Raw genomic sequence first — 17,800 nt, forward strand, 5'->3', positions numbered from 1 at the left:
GTCTACGAGTCCGGCGTGAGCCAGACCGCGGTATTGGGGGCCAGCGCGACCGTGGCGGAGGCGGGCCGGCCGTGCCACGGGTCGTCGGTGGCCTTGACGCCGCCCATATTGCCGATGCCGGAGCCGCCGTACTCGGCGGCGTCGGTATTGAGGATTTCCCGCCAGGTACCGGCGTTGGGCAGGCCGACCCGGTATTCGCCGTGCACCGAGCCGGAGAAGTTGTAGAGGCAGGCGACGACCGAGCCGTCGGACCCCCAGCGCAGGAACGCGAGCACGTTGTTGGCGCTGTCGTCGGCCTCGATCCAGGAGTAGCCGCCGGGCGCGGTGTCCTGGCTCCACAGTGCGGGATGCGCGCGGTACACCGCGTTCAGATCCCGCACCGCCGTCGTAATGCCTTGGTGCAGTGGATTTTCCAGCTCCTGCCAGTCGAGTCCGCGGTCGTGTGACCACTCGCGGAACTGGCCGAATTCCTGGCCCATGAACAGCAACTGCTTGCCGGGGTGGGCCCACTGATAGGCGAGCAGTGCGCGCACGCCACTGGCCTTCGCGAAATCGTCGCCGGGCATGCGGGTCCACAGCGTGCCCTTGCCGTGCACCACCTCGTCGTGGCTGATCGGCAGCACGTAGTTCTCGCTCCACGCGTACACCAGGGAGAAGGTGATCTCGTTGTGGTGCCAGGAGCGGTGGATCGGGTCGCGGCGCAGGAACCCGAGGGTGTCGTGCATCCAGCCCATATTCCATTTCATGGTGAAGCCGAGGCCGCCGACGTCGGTGCCGCGGGTGACACCGGGCCAGGTGGTGGATTCCTCGGCGACGGTGACCACGCCGGGATGGTGGCGGTGGATCGTGTCGTTGAGGTCCTGCAGGAAGTGCACGGCCTCCAGGTTCTCCCGCCCGCCGTGCACGTTGGGTTCCCAATCCCCTTCGGGGCGTGAGTAATCCAGGTACAGCATGGAGGCGACCGCGTCCACCCGCAGCCCGTCGATGTGGAATTCCTCGATCCAGTACCGCGCGTTGGCGACGAGGAAGTTGCGCACCTCGTTGCGGCCGAAGTCGAAAACGTAGGTGCCCCAGTCGAGTTGCTCGCCGCGGCGCGGATCGGCGTGCTCGTAGAGCGGAGTGCCGTCGAAACGCGCCAGCGCCCATTCGTCGCGTGGGAAGTGTGCCGGTACCCAGTCGAGCAATACACCAATGCCCGCCTCGTGCATCCGGTCGACGAAGGCGCGGAATTCGTCGGGCGTGCCGAAACGTGCGGTGGGCGCGTAGTACGAGGTGACCTGGTAACCCCAGGAGCCGCCGAACGGATGCTCGGCGATCGGCAGCAGTTCGATATGGGTGAAGCCCGCCGACTGGACGTAATCCGCCAGCTGCTCGGCCATTTCGCGATAACCGAGCCCGGGACGCCACGAGCCGAGGTGCACCTCGTAGACGCTCATCGGCGCGCGGGTGGGATCGGTGTGCGCGCGCCGGTCGAGCCAATCCTGGTCGCGCCAGCGGTAATCACTGTGCGTGACAACGGATGCCGACGCGGGCGGCGGTTCGGTGGCGAAGGCCAGCGGGTCCGCGTGGTCGACGGTGCGACCGTCGGCGCCGTGCACCCGGAACTTGTATTTGGCGCCGGATTCGACGCCGGGCACGAAGACCTCCCACACCCCCGACGAGCCGAGCGCCCGCATCGGCGCGGTGTTCCCGCTCCACGCGTCGAAATCGCCGATCACCGTGACGCCCCTGGCATTCGGCGCCCACACCGCGAACGAGGTGCCGCTCACCTCGCCGTCGAGCGTGGTGTACCGGCGCGGATGCGCGCCGAGCACCTCCCAGAGCCGTTCGTGGCGTCCCTCGCCGATCAGATGCAGATCGAGCTCGCCGACGGTGGGCAGGAAGCGGTAGCCGTCCGCGCCGAGCGCCGTCTGCCCGCCGCGATAGGTGGTGACGATCCGGTAGTCCATCAGGTCCGGATACGGCAGTACCGCCGCGAATATCCCGTGCCCTAGCGATTCCAGCGGATGATCGACGCCGCCGACGCGCACCCGCACCGTCTCCGCGTGCGGGCGCAGCACGCGCACCACGGTGCCGTCCGGATGCGGATGCGCGCCGAGCACGGTGTGCGGGTCGCCGTGTGTGCCCGCCGCGAGCAGCATCAGGTCACGGCGGTTCACCGGAATGTCCTGCGGTAGGCCAGTTCCGTGCGAATCGGCTGCGGTACCGGTGGCAGCGCGAGGATGTGGGCGACCGCTTTCGGCGGATCGAGCCGCACGTAATTGGTTTGGCCCCAGTGGTATTCCTCGCCGGTGATCTCGTCGACCACCACCGGCCGGTCGTACCATTCGCGGCCGACGGCGGGCAGGTCGAGCGAGATCATGCCGTGCTCGGTGCCGTACGGGTTGAGGTTCACCACGACGAGCACCGCGTCGCCGCTGCTCGGATCGATCTTCGAGTAGGCGAGGATGGCGTCGTTGTCCACGTGGTGGAAGTGGATGCAGCGCAACTGTTGCAGTGCGGGGTGATTGCGCCGGATCTCGTTGAGCCGGGTGATCCACGGCTCCAGCGATTCGCCACGCGCGAGCGCCTCGGCGAAGGGGCGCGGGCGCAGCTCGTACTTCTCCGAGTCCAGGTACTCCTCGCTGTCCGGGCGCACCGCCTGATGCTCGAACAGTTCGAAGCCGGAGTAGACGCCCCAGGTGGGCGCCATGGTCGCGGCGAGCACCGCGCGGATGGCGAACATACCGGGCCCGCCGTGCTGCAGGCTCTCGTGCAGGATGTCGGGGGTGTTGACGAACAGGTTCGGCCGCGCCTCGTCCGCCTTGGCCGCCAGCTCATTACCGAATTCGGCCAGTTCCCATTTCGCCACCCGCCAGGTGAAATACGTGTAGGACTGGCTGAATCCGCGGCGCGCCAGCCCGTAGAGCCGGGCGGGGCGGGTGAACGCCTCGGAGAGGAACAGCACGTCCGGGTCCGTGCGCCGCACCTGCGCGATCAGCCACTCCCAGAAGTCGGCGGGCTTGGTGTGTGGGTTGTCGACGCGGAAGATCTTGACGCCGAGCCCGATCCAGTGCCGGACCACGCGCAGCACCTCGGCGTAGAGCCCATCGGGATCGTTGTCGAAGTTGACCGGGTAGATGTCCTGGTATTTCTTCGGCGGGTTCTCGGCGAAGGCGATGGTGCCGTCGGGCAGCGTGGTGAACCATTCCGGATGGGTGGCCACCCACGGATGGTCCGGCGCGCATTGCAGCGCCAGATCCAGTGCCACCTCGATACCGGATTGCTGTGCGGCCGAGACGAATTCGGCGAAGTCGGCCTCGGTACCGAGCGCGGGATGGACGGTATCGTGGCCGCCGTCCGCCGAGCCGATCGCCCACGGCGAGCCGACATCGCCGGGCTCCGCGGTGAGGGAGTTGTTGCGGCCCTTGCGGTTCACCGCGCCGATCGGATGGATCGGCGGCAGGTAGACCACGTCGAAACCCATGGCGGCGATGCGCGGCAGTTCCTTGATCGCGGTGGCGAAGGTGCCGTGCACCGGCTTGCCCGCCTGGTCGCGGCCGCCGGTCGACCGGGGGAAGAACTCGTACCACGAGCCGTACAGCGCGCGGTGGCGTTCGACGTGCACGGTGTGCTGCTGGCCGCGGGTGACCATGTCGCGCAGCGGAGTCCCGCGCAGGATCTCCGTGATCTCCTCGGTGAACGCGGGCGCCACCCTGGCGGGCAACTGCTCGGCGCCGCGCAGCGCCGCGGCGGCGGCACGCAGCCGTTCGAACTTGGCCTTCGGGAGCTGCTGGGCGGCCCGCTCGAACAGCCGTGCCCCCAGCTCGAGATCGTTGGCCAGATCGTCGGCGCTCTGCCCGACCGCCAGCTTCGCCTCCACCGCCGCGCGCCACGTCGCGATCGGATCGCTCCACCCCTCGATGCGGAAGGTCCAGGCGCCGGGCAGGTTCGGCGTGAAGGTCGCGTTGAAGACATCGGGTTCGTAGTCCGGCGTCATCCGGATCCGCTGCACCCGCGACGAGCCGGGCGCGCGCACCGCGAGCGTCGCGGCGACCGCGTCGTGTCCCTCCCGCCAGACCACCGTCCGGACCGGGAATACCTCGCCCACCACGGCCTTGGCAGGCCGACCTCCTGGTATCGACGGGGCGGTGTCATCGATGGCGATGCGGCCGGTCACGTCGACCAACCTACCGGCACCCCGCCGATTCGTTCGGACTCGGCGGGTCGAAGGCGCTGTCGTCGAGGCCGGGGCGAGCTCGCTGATCAGCGGGCGTCGGCGGCCAGGCCGAGGCCGAGTGCGACGAGGACGGCGCCGAGTGCGCGTTCGACGCGCTGGCGGATGCCGGTGCGGCGGAGCCATTCGCCCGCGCGATCGGCGGCCAGCACGATGCCGACGCACCAGGCGGTGTCGATGGCCAGCTGGATGGCGATGAGGATGATCAGCGTCGGCACGATCGGCCCGCTGGACGGCAGGAACTGCGGCAGGATGGTCAGCCCGAAGACCGCGGCCTTCGGGTTCGCCGCGATCGAGACCAGGGAGGCGCGGAACGCCGAGCCCGGTGTCCGCCCGGCAGGCAGGATGCCCGTCATCTGCGCGCCGAACTCCTTGTCGGCGCGCGCACCGCGCCAGGCCTGGACGCCGAGCCAGACCAGCACCAGCCCGCCGACTATGTGCAGCCCGGTGTTCAGCGCGTGGTTGGCGACCAGCAGTACCGACAGGCCCGCACCACCCGCGGCCGTCCAGCACAGGATGCCGATCTCGTTGCCCGCGACCGCCGCCAGCCCGGCGGCCCGCCCGTCGCGGACCGACCGCTGGAGGAACAGCGCGGTCGCGGGCCCGGGCAGAGCCGCGAGAATGACGCAGGCAAGCAGGAATTGGGGGAGTACGGCGACCCAGTGCGGCATCAGCCGATGCTGCCATTCGGTCGGCTCGGCCGCCAGCCGATTTCGACTACCGGCCCTCGGCCGGTCGCCCGGCGGCGCGCAGTGCCTCGAGGAGGCGGCGCAGGGCGGCCGTGGTGTCGGGCAGTGCCTGCGGGGTGGTGGCCAGCCAGAGCGCGGCCTCGTTCATCGCGCCGGACAGGAGATGGGTGAGCGGGGCGACCGGCTGATCGGCGAGGACGCCCGCGTCGATCAGTGACTGCAGCGCCTCGCTCAGATGCTGTTCCGAGGCCGCCGCGTCCATTGCCCGCCATTCGTGCCAGCCGAGCACCGCGGGCCCGTCGACAAGCATGATGCGCTGGATATCCGGATCGATGCAGGTGGTCAGGAAGGTTTCGCAGCCGGTGACGAGCTGTGCCCACGGATCGGTGGTGGCGGCCGCCGCCGCGGCCACCCGATCGCCGACCTCGTGCTGTACCTGCTCCAGCACGGCCCCGAACAGCTCGGCCTTGCTGTCGAAATTGTGGTACAGCGCGCCCTTGGTCACCCCGGCGGCGGCGACGATCTCCGACAATCCCACCGCCCCATAGCCTTTCGCCGCGAACAGCCGCCTGCTCTCCCGCAGCAGCACCCGCCTGGTCTCCTCGCGTTGCTGCGCGCGGATTCTGCTCGCCATCCGGATTCTCCTATTGACGTACCGCTGGTATGTGAACTACTTTACTTCACATACCAGCGGTACGTGAAAGGTAATGTCATGCAGCTCAACAGCTTCTACCCGGTCATCGGTACCTCGCAGCTCGCGCGATCGCGTGACTTCTACACCACGTGGCTCGGGTTCGAGATCGTCTTCGAAGCGGACTGGTACATCAGCCTGCGGCGTCCCGGGGATGTGTCCTATGAGCTCGCGCTGCTCGACTACACCCATCCGACCGTGCCCGAGGCCTACCGCAAGCCGGTCCAGGGCCTGCTGCTCAACTTCGAGGTGGCGGATGTGGACGCCGAGTGGGAACGACTCGTCGTGCGCGGCGGCATGAAAGCGGAGCTGGAGATCCGCAGCGAAACCTTCGGTCAGCGGCACTTCATCGTCGCGGATCCGAGTGGCGTCCTGATCGACATGATCACCGAGATCCCACCCGGCGCGGAGTACGCCGACCAGTTCGGCCCCGGCCATCTCGCCGAGCAGTCCGGCGACGCCTGACCATGCGATTGATCGCACCATCGCCCCCGGTGTGACGCCGACCGCCGGGGCGGACGGGTGTGACACCGTTCGGTAGGGTTCGCGTGGTGAAGGCACTTCGTCGTTTCACCGTCCGTGCCCATCTGCCCGAGCGTCTGGCGGCGTTGGGCGATCTCTCCACGAATCTGCGCTGGTCCTGGCATTGGCCGACGCAGGATCTGTTCGCGGAGCTCGATCGCGCGCTGTGGCTCGAGGTCGGGCACGATCCGGTGCGGATGCTCGGCGAGGTGCCCGCGGCGCGACTCGACGAGCTGGCCGCCGACGCGGACTACGTGGCGCGCGTCGACGCGGCCGCCGCCGGCCTCCGTGAATATCTGGACCGGCCGCTGTGGTTCCAGAAGCAGATGGATGGCGGTGTGCGTGGAATCGCCTATTTCTCCATGGAATTCGGCGTCAGCGAGGTGCTGCCGAACTACTCGGGCGGCCTCGGCATCCTGGCGGGCGACCATCTCAAGTCGGCGTCCGATCTCGGCCTGCCGCTGATCGGCGTCGGATTGCTCTACCGCTCCGGCTATTTCCGGCAGACGCTGTCCGCCGACGGCTGGCAGACCGAGCACTATCCTGCGCTCGACCCGCAGGGTTTGCCGCTGCGGCTGCTCACCACCGACGGCTCGCCGGTGCTCATCCACGTGGCGCTGCCCGACCGGCGGGTGCTGCGCGCGCGGGTGTGGATCGCCCAGGTCGGCCGGGTTCCGTTGCTGCTGCTCGATTCCGATATCGCCGAGAACGATCCGGAACTGCGCGCGGTCACCGACCGGCTCTACGGCGGCGACCAGGAGCACCGCATCCGCCAGGAGATCCTGGCCGGCATCGGCGGTGTGCGCGCGGTGCGCGCGTACACCCGCGCCGCGGGCCTGCCCGATCCCGATGTCTTCCATATGAACGAGGGCCACGCCGGTTTCCTCGGCGTCGAGCGGATCCGCGAATACGTCGCGGACGGACTGGATTTCGATACCGCGCTGGCCGCCGTGCGCGCGGGCACGGTCTTCACCACGCACACCCCGGTGCCCGCCGGTATCGACCGGTTCCCGATGCCGATGGTGCGCCGCTACTTCGGTGGTGCGCACGGCGAATCCGAATCCGCGCTGCTGCCAGGGCTTTCCGTGGATCGCATCGTCGGTCTCGGCCGGGAGGCCGATCCCTCGGTCTTCAACATGGCCCATATGGGGCTGCGACTCGCGCAGCGCGCCAACGGCGTATCGAAGCTGCACGGTGAGGTGAGCCGGGCCATGTTCGCCCCGCTGTGGCCCGGTTTCGATGCGGCCGAGGTGCCGATCGGCTCGGTCACCAACGGCGTGCACGCCCCGACCTGGGCCGCGCGTGAATGGATCGATAAGGCGCGCGAGCACATCGGCGCCGAACTGGTCGAGGAGGCGCGCGGCTGGGAGCGGCTGCACGATGTCGATCTCGGTGAGCTGTGGTCGACCCGGAACACGTTGCGCGCCACCCTGGTTGCCGAGGTGCGCCGCCGCCTGCGCAACTCCTGGCTGGAGCGTGGCGCGGCCGAGGCCGAATTGGGTTGGGTCGATGGTGTTTTCGACCCGAACGTGCTGACCATCGGCTTCGCGCGCCGCGTCCCGACCTACAAGCGGCTGACGCTGATGCTGCGCGATCCGGAACGGCTGCGCGCGCTGCTGCTCGATCACGAGCGCCCGGTGCAGCTGGTGGTCGCCGGAAAGAGCCACCCGGCCGACGACGGCGGCAAGGCGCTGATCCAGCAGGTGGTGCGCTTCGCCGACGATCCCGAGGTGCGCCACCGCATCGTCTTCCTGCCCGACTACGACATGTCGATGGCCCGGTACCTGTACTGGGGTTGCGATGTGTGGCTGAACAATCCACTGCGGCCGCTGGAGGCGTGCGGCACCTCGGGCATGAAGTCCGCGCTGAACGGCGGGCTCAACCTGTCCATCCGCGACGGCTGGTGGGACGAGATGTACGACGGCGAGAACGGCTGGGCCATCCCCACCGCCGACGGCGTCCGCGACGAGCACCGCCGCGACGATCTCGAAGCGGGCGCGCTCTACGACCTGTTCGAGCGCACCGTCGCACCACGTTTCTACGACCGCGATCGCACCGGCATGCCGGTGCGCTGGGTGGAGATGGTGCGGCACACGCTGGAGACGCTCGGCCCGAAGGTGCTCGCCTCGCGCATGGTCCGCGATTACGCCGTCGAGTACTACGCACCCGCCGCCACCGCCTATCGCAGCGCCCTCGCCGACGACTTCGCCGCCGCACGCGCCGTCGCCGAGTACCGCCGCCGCGTCGAATCGGCGTGGCAGTCGGTGAAGGTGATTCAGGTGGACAGCGCCGGCCTGCCCGATACGCCGATCATCGGCGCGTCGCTGTCGCTGACCGCGCGCATCGATCTCGGCGGCCTGAGCCCCGCCGAAGTAATCGTGCAAGCGGTGCTCGGCCGGGTGTCGCCCGCCGACGATCTGTCCGATGTCACCACCATCCCGATGACGCACACCGGATCCGATTCCGGCGTCGAGCTTTTCGCCGTCGAGACCCCGGTCCCGCTGTCCGGCGCCGTCGGCTACACGGTCCGCGTGCTCCCGCACAACGACCTGCTCGCCTCCGACGCCGAACTCGGTCTGGTCGCCGCGCCCAGCGCCTGAACCCACCGTCGAGTGCAGTCGAATGGCCGCCGGTGACGGCGCGTCGCCGGGCCATTCGACTGCGCTCGACGGTCTGCCGTTCTGACCTGCGGTGGGTGGCTCGGGGTTTGCTGGTGAGGTGTGGCGGGCGGGCGTGACAGGGATCACTCGCGGTCAGGGCTGGTAGGCGACCCGCCGGGTTCTTCGATTCAGTGAATCGTCGGCTACCGTGCGTTTCGCACCCTTCTCAATTGATCGCCGACGCGGCGTGAGCTCAGGGCCCGGAGGCGGCAGCGTCGCGTAACCACGCAGGGCCCCGCGAACGCCGCAATCAAACACTGGAGAGCCCATGACCGCCGACGTTCTGACTCGGACCCGAGGTCGCCTCGACGCGTACTTCGGGATCAGCGCGAACGGCTCGACCATGAAGCGCGAGGTGATGGCGGGCACGGTCACGTTCCTGGCCATGTGTTATGTCCTCGCCGTCAATCCCTCGGTGCTCGGCGACCAAGGTCCGTTGGGCGACAAGGGCATTCCCATGCAGGCGGTGTTCACCGCGACCGCCGTCGCCGCGGTGTTCGGCACCCTGGTCATGGGCATCTGGGCCAAATACCCAATTGCGCTGGCACCGGGCATGGGGCTGAACGCATTCTTCGCGTTCACCGTGGTGCAGCAGATGGGGATTCCGTGGCAGGTCGCGCTGTCGGGCACCTTCCTATCGGGCGTCATCTTCTTCGTGCTCGCGGTCACCAAGGTGCGCGAGCGCATTCTCAACGCCATCCCGATGCAGCTGAAGCTGGCCGTCGGCGCGGGCATCGGCCTGTTCGTCGCGTTCCTCGGCATGAAGAACGCGGGCATCGTCGTCGCCAGCGACGCGACCTTCGTCAAGCTCGGCGACTTCACCCACGGCACCACATTGCTCGCCATGTTCGGCCTGATCGTGACCGTGGTGTTCCTGGTCATGGGCTGGCACGGCGCGGTGCTCTACGGCATCGTGCTGACCGCGGTGCTCGGCATCATCACCGGCCTGGTCGACCTGCCCAACGGCGTGGTCGCGATGCCGAAGGGGTTGGAGCACACCTTCGGTCAGGCCATCGTGCACCTGCCGGACGCGTTCACCGGGCAGATGGCCGTCGTCATCCTCACCATGCTGTTCGTCGACTTCTTCGATGCCTCCGGCACGCTGATCGGCGTCGCGAACCAGGCGGGCCTGCTCGACAAGAACGGGCAGCTGCCGCGCGCGTCCAGCGCGCTGGCCGCCGACTCGGTCGGCACCATCGCGGGCGCCGTCATCGGCACCTCCACCACCACCGCCTACGTCGAATCGACCGCGGGCGTTTCCGCGGGCGGGCGCACCGGGCTGACCGCCGTCACCACCGCGGGCTGGTTCCTGATCGCCATGTTCTGCTTCCCGGTCTTCGCGGTGGTCGCCGGCTCGGGCGAGGTGACCGCGCCCGCGCTGATCGTGGTCGGCGTGCTGATGGCCCGCGCGCTCGGCGAGATCGACTGGAATCGCCTCGAATACTCGGTGCCCGCGTTCATCACCATCGTGATGATGCCGCTGACCTATTCGATCGCCAACGGCCTGGCGATGGGCATGATTTTCTATCCGATCGTGATGGTCGCCAAGGGCAAGATCAAAGAAGTTCATCCCGCCATGTGGGCGCTGATGGTGATTTTCCTCGGGTACTTCTTGTTCCTCGCCGAGTAACTGGGGAATAAGCGCGAGTATTGGCTGGTTGGGACGGTCCGTGCGATGATACGGACTATAGTCCGTTTAGTTGCCTGAACTATCGGATGCCGAAACTATCGATCTGGCCACTACTGCAGGGATGAGACCAGTATGAGTACCAACACCGCTTCGCGACGCACGACCAACGACACCGCGGCGCTCGACGCCGTCGCCACCGATATCGGCCTGCTGATCGTGCGGGTCGTATTCGGCGGGCTGCTCGCCGCGCACGGCAGCCAGAAGCTCTTCGGATGGTTCAACGGCTACGGATGGAACGCCACCACCGCGAGCTTCGACCAGATGGGCTACAACCCGGGCAAGCTGTTCGGCACCCTCGCCGGCCTGAGCGAATTCACCGGTGGCCTGCTGCTGGTGTTCGGCCTCGTGACCCCGCTCGCCGCCGCCATCGTGGTCGGCACCATGATCAACGCCGTCAACACCATGTGGAGCGGTGGCCTGCTGACCGGCAAGGGCTACGAGCTACCGCTGCTGTACGCCGCGGCCGCCGCGGCGCTCGCCTTCACCGGCCCCGGCCGGTTCTCCCTCGATCACGGCCGTCCGTGGCAGCGCCACGGCTTCGTCTGGGGTGCGGGCGCGATTGTGCTCGCCGTCGTCGCCGCCGTGCTCACCCTGATCTTCAAGTGGGTGCTCTGATCGCCATGCCGTTGGCGGACAACTGAATTCACGCTCGCGCGCGGCGCGGTGACCGAGGGGGTCGCCGCGCCGCGCGCCGGTGATCGGGGTCATGTCACAGCCGATCCGCCTACGTCGTCGGTATTGCGCAGGCAATCGACGAACCAGGAGATGACGAGATGACCATCGAGATCGGCAACCCGGCCGAACTGCACGATCCGACCGGCTTCGGCTACAGCCACGTCGCGGTCGTGCGCGGCGAGCTGGTTTTCATCGCCGGGCAGTACGACTCCGACGCCGAAGGGCACACCACCAGCGCTGATTTCGCGGTCCAGGTGGACAACGCCTTCGCCAACCTCGGTATCGCGCTGCGCTCGGTCGGCCTCGATTTCGCCGATGTGGCGCAGCTGCGTACCCACATCGTCGACCATGACCTGGACAAGCTCGCCGTGATCGGTAAGAAGGTCGCCGAGCTCTGGGGTGAGCGCCCGCCCGCGCAGACATTGAGTGGTGTCGCGGCGCTCGCACTGCCTGGCATGTTGTTCGAGGTCGACGCGGTCGCGGTGCGTGGATGACGGCGGGCGTCGAGTGGCGCCCGAGTTACCGGAGTATCAGCACGGTGTCGGCACCGCGGTGGAACTCGTAGCCGGTCTTGCGCAGAGAGGTGTGTATTCCCTTGTCGTGCAGTTCATTCCGAAGATATTCGACGAGGTCGCCGAGATTGCGGCCGGTGTGATCGACCAGTGGATACAGCCGGGTCTCCCCGGTGCTGACCCTGGCCAGCTCGGCGAGCGCGGCCAGATGGAAGTCGGTGTCGAGCCGGTCGGCGTAGGTGAACAGCAGATGCGAGCTGAGTACCAGGTCGAAGCTGTTGTCCGGGAACGGAAGTGCGGGTAGTCGGGCCGGTACGTAGCGTTCGGGGTGGATGGTCAGATCCACCCCGAACCGGACGGCCGCGGCATGCCGCATCCGCCGGTGACCGGTCGGGTTGCCGTACCAGTCCCACCGGTAGCGGTCGTGATGGGCTGTTGCCCAGGAATTTCCGCGGTCGGTCTCGCTGATTGCCAAGGGGCGCAGTTCATCGGCCGAACGGGCGTAGATCGGGTCCGCCGCGGTGACCTGCGCGCCCAGGTCGCTCGCTTCGGTGGTGAAACTCGATGCGCCACCCGGGCAGTCGAGAATGCGGCCGTGCAGATCGTTTTCCGAAAGCGCGAATATCGCGCGATATTCAGCCAATGATCTTGCGCTGATTAGGAATTCGCCTAGGGCGTCGGTATCGGGGTGCTTCATCTGGAAACGGTCTCATGCGATGACCGGCCGCGGAGGAGAATTGTATGGTCCCCGCGCCGCGTGCAGGGCTTGGCGCGGGGACCGCGGCATCCGGTGTGGGAATTGGGGTTCACCGGAGTGCCAAGACCCAACTTACTTCTGTTCGGAAGTAAAGCCAGGCCTTGTGAGTGGTATCACACGGGCCCGGCGGCGAGTCTGCGCAACGCTTTCTCGACCACTTCGGGATCCGCGGTTTCCCAGTACGGCGGCAGTGACGCGCGCAGGTAACCGCCGTATCGCGCGGTGGCGAGCCGGGAGTCGAGGATCGCGACGACACCGCGATCGTCCACGCTGCGCAACAGCCTGCCGGTGCCCTGGGCGAGCAGCAGCGCGGCGTGATTGGCGGCCACGGTCATGAATCCGTTGCCGCCGCGCGATTCCACCGCGCGCTGGCGCGCCGCGAGCAGCGGGTCGTCGGGGCGTGGGAACGGAATCCGGTCCAGGATCACCAGACTCAGCGACGGGCCCGGCACATCGACGCCCTGCCACAGCGAGAGCGTGCCGAACAGCGAGGTCTCCGGGCTCTCGGCGAATTTGCGCACCAGTGCGCCGGTCGCATCGTCGCCTTGACAGAGCACGGGGGTCTTCAGGCGCTCCCGCAGCGCCTCGGTGGCGGCCTTGGCGGCGCGCATCGAGGAGAACAGGCCGAGGGTGCGCCCGCCCGCCGCGCTGATCAGCCGCTCGATCTCGTCGAGGTAGGCGGGTGCGAGCCCGTCGCGGCCGGGCGCGGGAAGATGCTTGGCCACGTAGAGGATTCCGGATTTCGCGTGGTCGAAGGGTGAACCGACGTCGAGCGAACTCCAGCGCACGGTCTCGGCGTCCGACGGCGCCTGCGCGCCGTTCGCGGTCGCGGTATCGGCGCGCGAACCCGATTGCGCCGGGAGGCCCCACGTGATCGCGAGTCCGTCGAACGAGCCGCCGATCTGCAGGGTGGCCGAGGTCAGCACCACAGTCGCGGTGCCGAACAGCCTGCTGCGCAACAATCCACCGACCGAGAGCGGCGCCATCCGCAGCGAGCGGCGGGTGACCCCGCGTATCTCGTCGGCGGCCAGCCAGATGACATCGCGGCGCGCCGCGGGATCCGGTTCGTCGAAGGCGGTGAGCGCGCGCACCGCGCCGTCGTGCACCTCGTCGATGGCCGCCAAGGCCTGGGTGCGTGCGGCGGCGGATTCCGGATCGGCCTCCGCCTTCGTACCGCCTTGCGGGGCAAGGGCGGTCCGCGCGTTCCATGCGGCGTCGCGGACCAGCGCGAGCACCGGGGCGATGCCGTCGGGCATCGCGTCCCAGCGCGCGGCGGGCAGGTCGTCGAGCGCCTGATGCCAGGCCTCCGCGGCCCCTTCGAGCCGGTCCACCTCCTGCTCGTCGATCAACTTCGCGCAGCGGCGCGCGGCCGCGCTGATCGCCGAGGGCGCCAGTTCCGCGGTGGCCACGCCGGTGACCCGATCGACGAGCTCGTGCGCCTCATCGATGACGACGACATCGTGTTCCGGCAGTACCTGGATGCCGCTGATGGCATCGATGGCGAGTAGCGCGTGGTTGGTCACCACCACATCGGCCTGGCCGGATTCGGCGCGCGCGCGTTCGGCGAAGCAGTCCTGGCCGAACGGGCAGCGCGATTTGCCCAGGCATTCGCGGGAGGACACGCTGACCTGTCGCCAGGCCCGATCGGTCACGCCGGGGGAGAGCTCGTCGCGGTCGCCGGTTTCGGTATCGGAGGCCCATTCGTTGAGCCGCTGTACCTCGCGGCCGAGCCGGGAGATCGCGAAGGCGTCGAACAGTTCCGCCTCGGGCGATTCGTCCGGGATCGCGCTGTTGATCTTGTTGAGGCACAGATAGTTGTTGCGGCCCTTGAGGATCGCGAATTTCGCGGTGCGGCCGAGCGGCTTGCTCAGCGCCTCGGCCAGCCGGGGCAGATCACGGTCGACCAGCTGGCGCTGCAGCGCGATGGTCGCCGTCGACACCACGACGGTGCGCCCGGTGCGCACCGCGTGCCGCAGGCTCGGCACCAGGTACGCCAGCGACTTCCCGGTACCGGTGCCCGCCTGTACCGCGAGGTGCTCCTTGGTGTCGATCGCGTGGTCGACGGCCGAGGCCATCGTCATCTGCCCCACCCGCTCCTTACCTCCGAGCGCGTGCACAGCGGTGGCCAAAAGCTCGGGTACTGGAGGCAGTTCAGGCACGCGATGCAGCCTAACCCCTGCCGCCGACACGAATCGGGCCGCGTACATCCGGTCCCGCGCTCCGGCGAAGCCATTCCGCAACGGATCCGTTACGGGCATCGAGTTCTTACCGCTAGGTAGAATATGTGGTGTCGTCCTGAGTCTCCAATCGCGCTCCGGATCGAACAACTCAACGCAGGAGGACGGCATGGGCGACGCTGCAGTACCCGCCGAATCCCCTGTGTGCCAACAGAATTCCTTCGTGGACCGGCACGATGCCGGTCGTCGGCTCGCCCACCTGCTCCGGGTCTTCCGCGGTCCCGACGTTGTCGTCGTCGGTATTCCCCGCGGTGGCGTCGCGGTGGCTTCCGCGATTGCCGACACGCTGCGGCTGCCGCTCGACGTGCTCGTCGTGGACAAGCTGCGCGTCCCGCATCGGTCGATGAACGCCTTCGGCGCGATCAGCGAGGACGATATCTGCATCGTCGACGATGTCGCCATGCATCGCACGCTGCTGACACCCGAGGAACTCGCCGAGGTCGAACGCAACGAGCGCGACCGGCTCGGCCGCAAGGTCGCGCGCTTCCGCGGCGGCCGTCCGCGCACCGGGCTGCGCGGGCGCACCGTGGTGCTCGTCGACGACGGGATGAAGACCGGTATCACCGCGCAAGCCGCCTGCCGCGCCTCGTACAACAGCGGCGCGGTCCGCGTGGTCCTCGCGGTGCCGGTGGCGCCGCGCCGCATCGTGCACGCGCTGACCTATCACGCGGACAAGGTCGTTTGCCTGGAGATGCCCACCGAACTCACGGCGCTGCCCGCGCACTACCTCCGGTTCGAGCAGCTGACCGACAACGAGGTCGCCGATTTACTGCGCCGGACGCCGTCGGGCCAGCACGACTGCGCGCCGGGCGACGAATGCGGCCAGCCCGGCTGCGCCTGCTAGTCCATCAGTGAACCCTCCAGATCGACACCCGCGTCGCGCATGCGGTCGAGTGCGCTGGTGACCGTCTCGGCGGCGACGCCTGCGGTGAGGTCGAGCAGCACGCGGGTCTCCAGGCCGGCGATGCGCGCGTCGAGTGCGGTGGCGCGGACGCAGTGGTCGGTGGCGATGCCGACGATGTCGACCGCGTCGATCTCGTGTGCGCGCAGCCAGTCGGCCAGTGCCGTGCCGTCGGCGGCCGCGCCCTCGAAACCCGAATAGGCGGCGGAGTATTCGCCCTTGGAGAAGACCTCCTGCACGGCGCTGGTGTCGAAGTTCGGATGGAAACGCGCACCCGTCGTGCCCGCGCGGCAGTGCGGCGGCCAGCTGTCGACGTAGTCCGGATGATCGGAGAAATGGTCGCCGGGGTCGACGTGGTAGTCGCGGGTGGCCACGATCGCGGCGTACTCGGAGGCGGCGAGATGGTCGGTGATCCGCGCGGCGACGGCGGCGCCGCCGGTGACGGCGAGCGAGCCGCCCTCGCAGAAGTCGTTCTGCACGTCGACGATGATCAGTGCCCGGGTCATGCCGACCTCCCGCGTTGACGCGTTGAACTGAAACGGGCCTGTGCCCGTATCCCATTCTGCCGCCCGATCGCTGGGCCGGCGCCAACGGCCTGTCTCGCTGGGAGTGTCCATGCCTCTGTCCCGTCGCTCGCTCGTCGTGTTCGCGTCGTTCGTAGCGGGCTATCTAGCGGTATTGCTGCTGATGGGCGACCAGCCCGAAACCCTGGGCGACTGGGTCAGGCTGCTCGCCACCGTGCTCGTCGGCGCCGTCGCGGTCACGGCCGTAGCGGTACTTCTGCGGCGGTTGCTGCGCAGGTATTGATCCGACCGGGAGTGATCGGCTAGCCGAGGAACGTCGTCGGCACGGCGGGCTCGCCGTCGGAGAGCTTCAGGCCCTCCCACGGCAGGCTGACCAGCCCGCGCGATACCAGCTCGCGGCTCTCGGCCAGCGTCGGCTTCGCGGTGACCCCGCCGTCGCGGACCAGCGGCACCAGGAGTTCGCGCGCGTGGAAACCGTTGGCGGCGGGCGGTTTTCCGGCGGCCGGGTAGACGATCTCCTCGACGATGGTTCCGGTCGCGCGGGCCAGCCGCGCCGCCTTCTTGGTGCCGCCGCGCGACTCCTTGTGGTTGCTCCGCTTGGCGACCGGCACACCGTCGACCTCGACCAGCTTGTAGACCATGCCCGCGGTGGGCGCGCCAGACCCGGTGACCAGCGAGGTGCCGACGCCGTACGCGTCGACCGGTTCGGCGCGCAGCGCGGCGATGGCGTACTCGTCGAGATCGCCGGAGACCACGATGCGGGTCTTGGTGGCGCCGAGCCCGTCGAGCTGGTCGCGCACCTGCCTGGCCAGCACCCCGAGATCGCCGGAATCGATACGCACACCGCCCAATTCGGGTCCGGCCACCTCGATGGCGGTGGCCACGCCCTTGGTGATGTCGAAGGTGTCGACGAGCAGGGTGGTGCCGATGCCGAGCGTCGCCACCTGGCTGCGGAACGCCTCGGCCTCGTGCGCGCCGTCCGCGCCGCTGTGCAGCAGGGTGAAGGCGTGCGCGCTGGTACCCGCGCCCGGTACGCCGTAGCGGCGCACCGCCTCGAGGTTCGAGGTGGCGTCGAAGCCCGCGAGGTAGGCGGCGCGCGAGCTGGCCGGCGCGGCCAGTTCGTGGGTGCGCCGCGAACCCATCTCGATCATCCTGCGACCCGCCGCGGCGCTGACCATCCTGGCCGCCGCCGAGGCGATCGCGCTGTCGTGGTTGAGCACCGACAGGATCAGCGTCTCGAGCACCACACATTCGGCGAAGCTGCCGCGCACCGAAAGGATCGGGGAGCCAGGGAAATACAGCTCGCCCTCGGCGTAGCCGTCGATATCGCCGGAGAATCGGTAGTCGCGCAGCCAGTCGATCGTGCGCGCGTCGAGGAAGCCCGCGGCGATGGCGAGCTCGGATTCGCCGAAGCGGAAGTGCGCGAGCGCGTCGAGCAGCCTGCCGGTGCCCGCGACGACGCCGTAGCGGCGCCCGTGTGGCAAGCGGCGCGCAAACACCTCGAACGTGCAGCGCCGATGCGCCGAACCGTCGCCGAGTGCCGCGGCGAGCATGGTCAGTTCGTACTGGTCGGTAAGTAGCGCGGTGCTGGCTTGGCCATCGCGGTTGTCCACGTCTGCCACCTTAAGCGGCGGGAACGTCGCGGCCCGGTGACAGGCATGCTCTGTCGGTCACAGGGCATGTGCTGACGGGGTGTTGTGCATTCGGAGTCGAGTCGTACCCTTGA

15 protein-coding genes are annotated in these 17,800 nt (G+C 68.6%); 7 read left to right on the forward strand and 8 right to left on the reverse strand.

Features of this window, described 5'->3' with window-relative positions; translation table 11 throughout:
* Positions 1-2: 2 nt before the first annotated feature.
* From glgB to ACIG5A_RS07440, 4 genes are all read right to left on the reverse strand, one after another.
* Positions 3-2,141, reverse strand: a complete 2,139-nt coding sequence (gene glgB, locus ACIG5A_RS07425) for a 1,4-alpha-glucan branching protein GlgB (protein ID WP_397240568.1) — start codon at positions 2,139-2,141, stop codon at positions 3-5.
* A 14-nt stretch (positions 2,142-2,155) separates the two neighbouring features.
* Positions 2,156-4,159 (reverse strand): alpha-1,4-glucan--maltose-1-phosphate maltosyltransferase, encoded by a 2,004-nt coding sequence (locus ACIG5A_RS07430; protein ID WP_397238894.1) that lies wholly within the window; start codon positions 4,157-4,159, stop codon positions 2,156-2,158.
* A gap of 86 nt (positions 4,160-4,245) precedes the next feature.
* Positions 4,246-4,887 carry a LysE family translocator gene (locus ACIG5A_RS07435; RefSeq protein WP_397238896.1) on the reverse strand — a complete coding sequence of 214 codons (642 nt, stop codon included), beginning with the start codon at positions 4,885-4,887 and terminating at the stop codon, positions 4,246-4,248.
* A gap of 46 nt (positions 4,888-4,933) precedes the next feature.
* Positions 4,934-5,539, reverse strand: a complete 606-nt coding sequence (locus ACIG5A_RS07440; protein WP_397238898.1) for a TetR/AcrR family transcriptional regulator — start codon at positions 5,537-5,539, stop codon at positions 4,934-4,936.
* Positions 5,540-5,617: 78 nt separating this feature from the next.
* Here ACIG5A_RS07440 and ACIG5A_RS07445 point away from each other — a divergent pair, with 78 nt between their 5' ends.
* From ACIG5A_RS07445 to ACIG5A_RS07465, 5 genes are all read left to right on the forward strand, one after another.
* Complete coding sequence (locus ACIG5A_RS07445; RefSeq protein ID WP_397238900.1) at positions 5,618-6,061, forward strand: VOC family protein; 444 nt, start codon at positions 5,618-5,620, stop codon at positions 6,059-6,061.
* 86 nt (positions 6,062-6,147) lie between these two features.
* Positions 6,148-8,718 carry an alpha-glucan family phosphorylase gene (gene glgP, locus ACIG5A_RS07450; RefSeq protein ID WP_397238902.1) on the forward strand — a complete coding sequence of 857 codons (2,571 nt, stop codon included), beginning with the start codon at positions 6,148-6,150 and terminating at the stop codon, positions 8,716-8,718.
* A gap of 328 nt (positions 8,719-9,046) precedes the next feature.
* On the forward strand, positions 9,047-10,408 hold the full coding sequence (locus ACIG5A_RS07455) for an NCS2 family permease (RefSeq protein WP_397238904.1): 1,362 nt from the start codon (positions 9,047-9,049) through the stop codon (positions 10,406-10,408).
* Positions 10,409-10,540: 132 nt separating this feature from the next.
* Positions 10,541-11,083: a DoxX family protein gene (locus ACIG5A_RS07460; protein WP_397238907.1), complete on the forward strand. Its 543-nt coding sequence runs from the start codon at positions 10,541-10,543 to the stop codon at positions 11,081-11,083.
* A gap of 158 nt (positions 11,084-11,241) precedes the next feature.
* The gene (locus tag ACIG5A_RS07465; RefSeq protein WP_397238909.1) at positions 11,242-11,637 is read left to right on the forward strand and encodes a RidA family protein; all 396 of its coding nucleotides are present in this window, start codon (positions 11,242-11,244) and stop codon (positions 11,635-11,637) included.
* Positions 11,638-11,662: 25 nt separating this feature from the next.
* On the opposite strand, the gene ACIG5A_RS07470 is transcribed toward ACIG5A_RS07465, so the two are convergent.
* Positions 11,663-12,298 carry a methyltransferase domain-containing protein gene (locus tag ACIG5A_RS07470; protein WP_397238911.1) on the reverse strand — a complete coding sequence of 212 codons (636 nt, stop codon included), beginning with the start codon at positions 12,296-12,298 and terminating at the stop codon, positions 11,663-11,665.
* A 227-nt stretch (positions 12,299-12,525) separates the two neighbouring features.
* Positions 12,526-14,571 carry an ATP-dependent DNA helicase gene (locus ACIG5A_RS07475; protein ID WP_397238913.1) on the reverse strand — a complete coding sequence of 682 codons (2,046 nt, stop codon included), beginning with the start codon at positions 14,569-14,571 and terminating at the stop codon, positions 12,526-12,528.
* A gap of 187 nt (positions 14,572-14,758) precedes the next feature.
* Between ACIG5A_RS07475 and ACIG5A_RS07480 the strand changes: the two genes are divergently transcribed.
* Positions 14,759-15,493, forward strand: coding sequence for a phosphoribosyltransferase (locus tag ACIG5A_RS07480; RefSeq protein WP_397238915.1), 735 nt, complete (start codon positions 14,759-14,761; stop codon positions 15,491-15,493).
* On the opposite strand, the gene ACIG5A_RS07485 is transcribed toward ACIG5A_RS07480, so the two are convergent.
* Positions 15,490-16,056 (reverse strand): isochorismatase family protein, encoded by a 567-nt coding sequence (locus tag ACIG5A_RS07485; RefSeq protein WP_397238917.1) that lies wholly within the window; start codon positions 16,054-16,056, stop codon positions 15,490-15,492. The genes ACIG5A_RS07480 and ACIG5A_RS07485 overlap by 4 nt on opposite strands.
* Before the next feature lie 109 nt (positions 16,057-16,165).
* Here ACIG5A_RS07485 and ACIG5A_RS07490 point away from each other — a divergent pair, with 109 nt between their 5' ends.
* The gene (locus tag ACIG5A_RS07490; protein WP_397238919.1) at positions 16,166-16,357 is read left to right on the forward strand and encodes a hypothetical protein; all 192 of its coding nucleotides are present in this window, start codon (positions 16,166-16,168) and stop codon (positions 16,355-16,357) included.
* Positions 16,358-16,376: 19 nt separating this feature from the next.
* Here ACIG5A_RS07490 and ACIG5A_RS07495 read toward each other — a convergent pair whose 3' ends face one another.
* Positions 16,377-17,687 carry a nicotinate phosphoribosyltransferase gene (locus ACIG5A_RS07495; RefSeq protein WP_397238921.1) on the reverse strand — a complete coding sequence of 437 codons (1,311 nt, stop codon included), beginning with the start codon at positions 17,685-17,687 and terminating at the stop codon, positions 16,377-16,379.
* Positions 17,688-17,800: the final 113 nt, after the last annotated feature.

Source organism: Nocardia sp. NPDC052566 (assembly GCF_044547285.1).
Lineage (GTDB): Bacteria > Actinomycetota > Actinomycetes > Mycobacteriales > Mycobacteriaceae > Nocardia.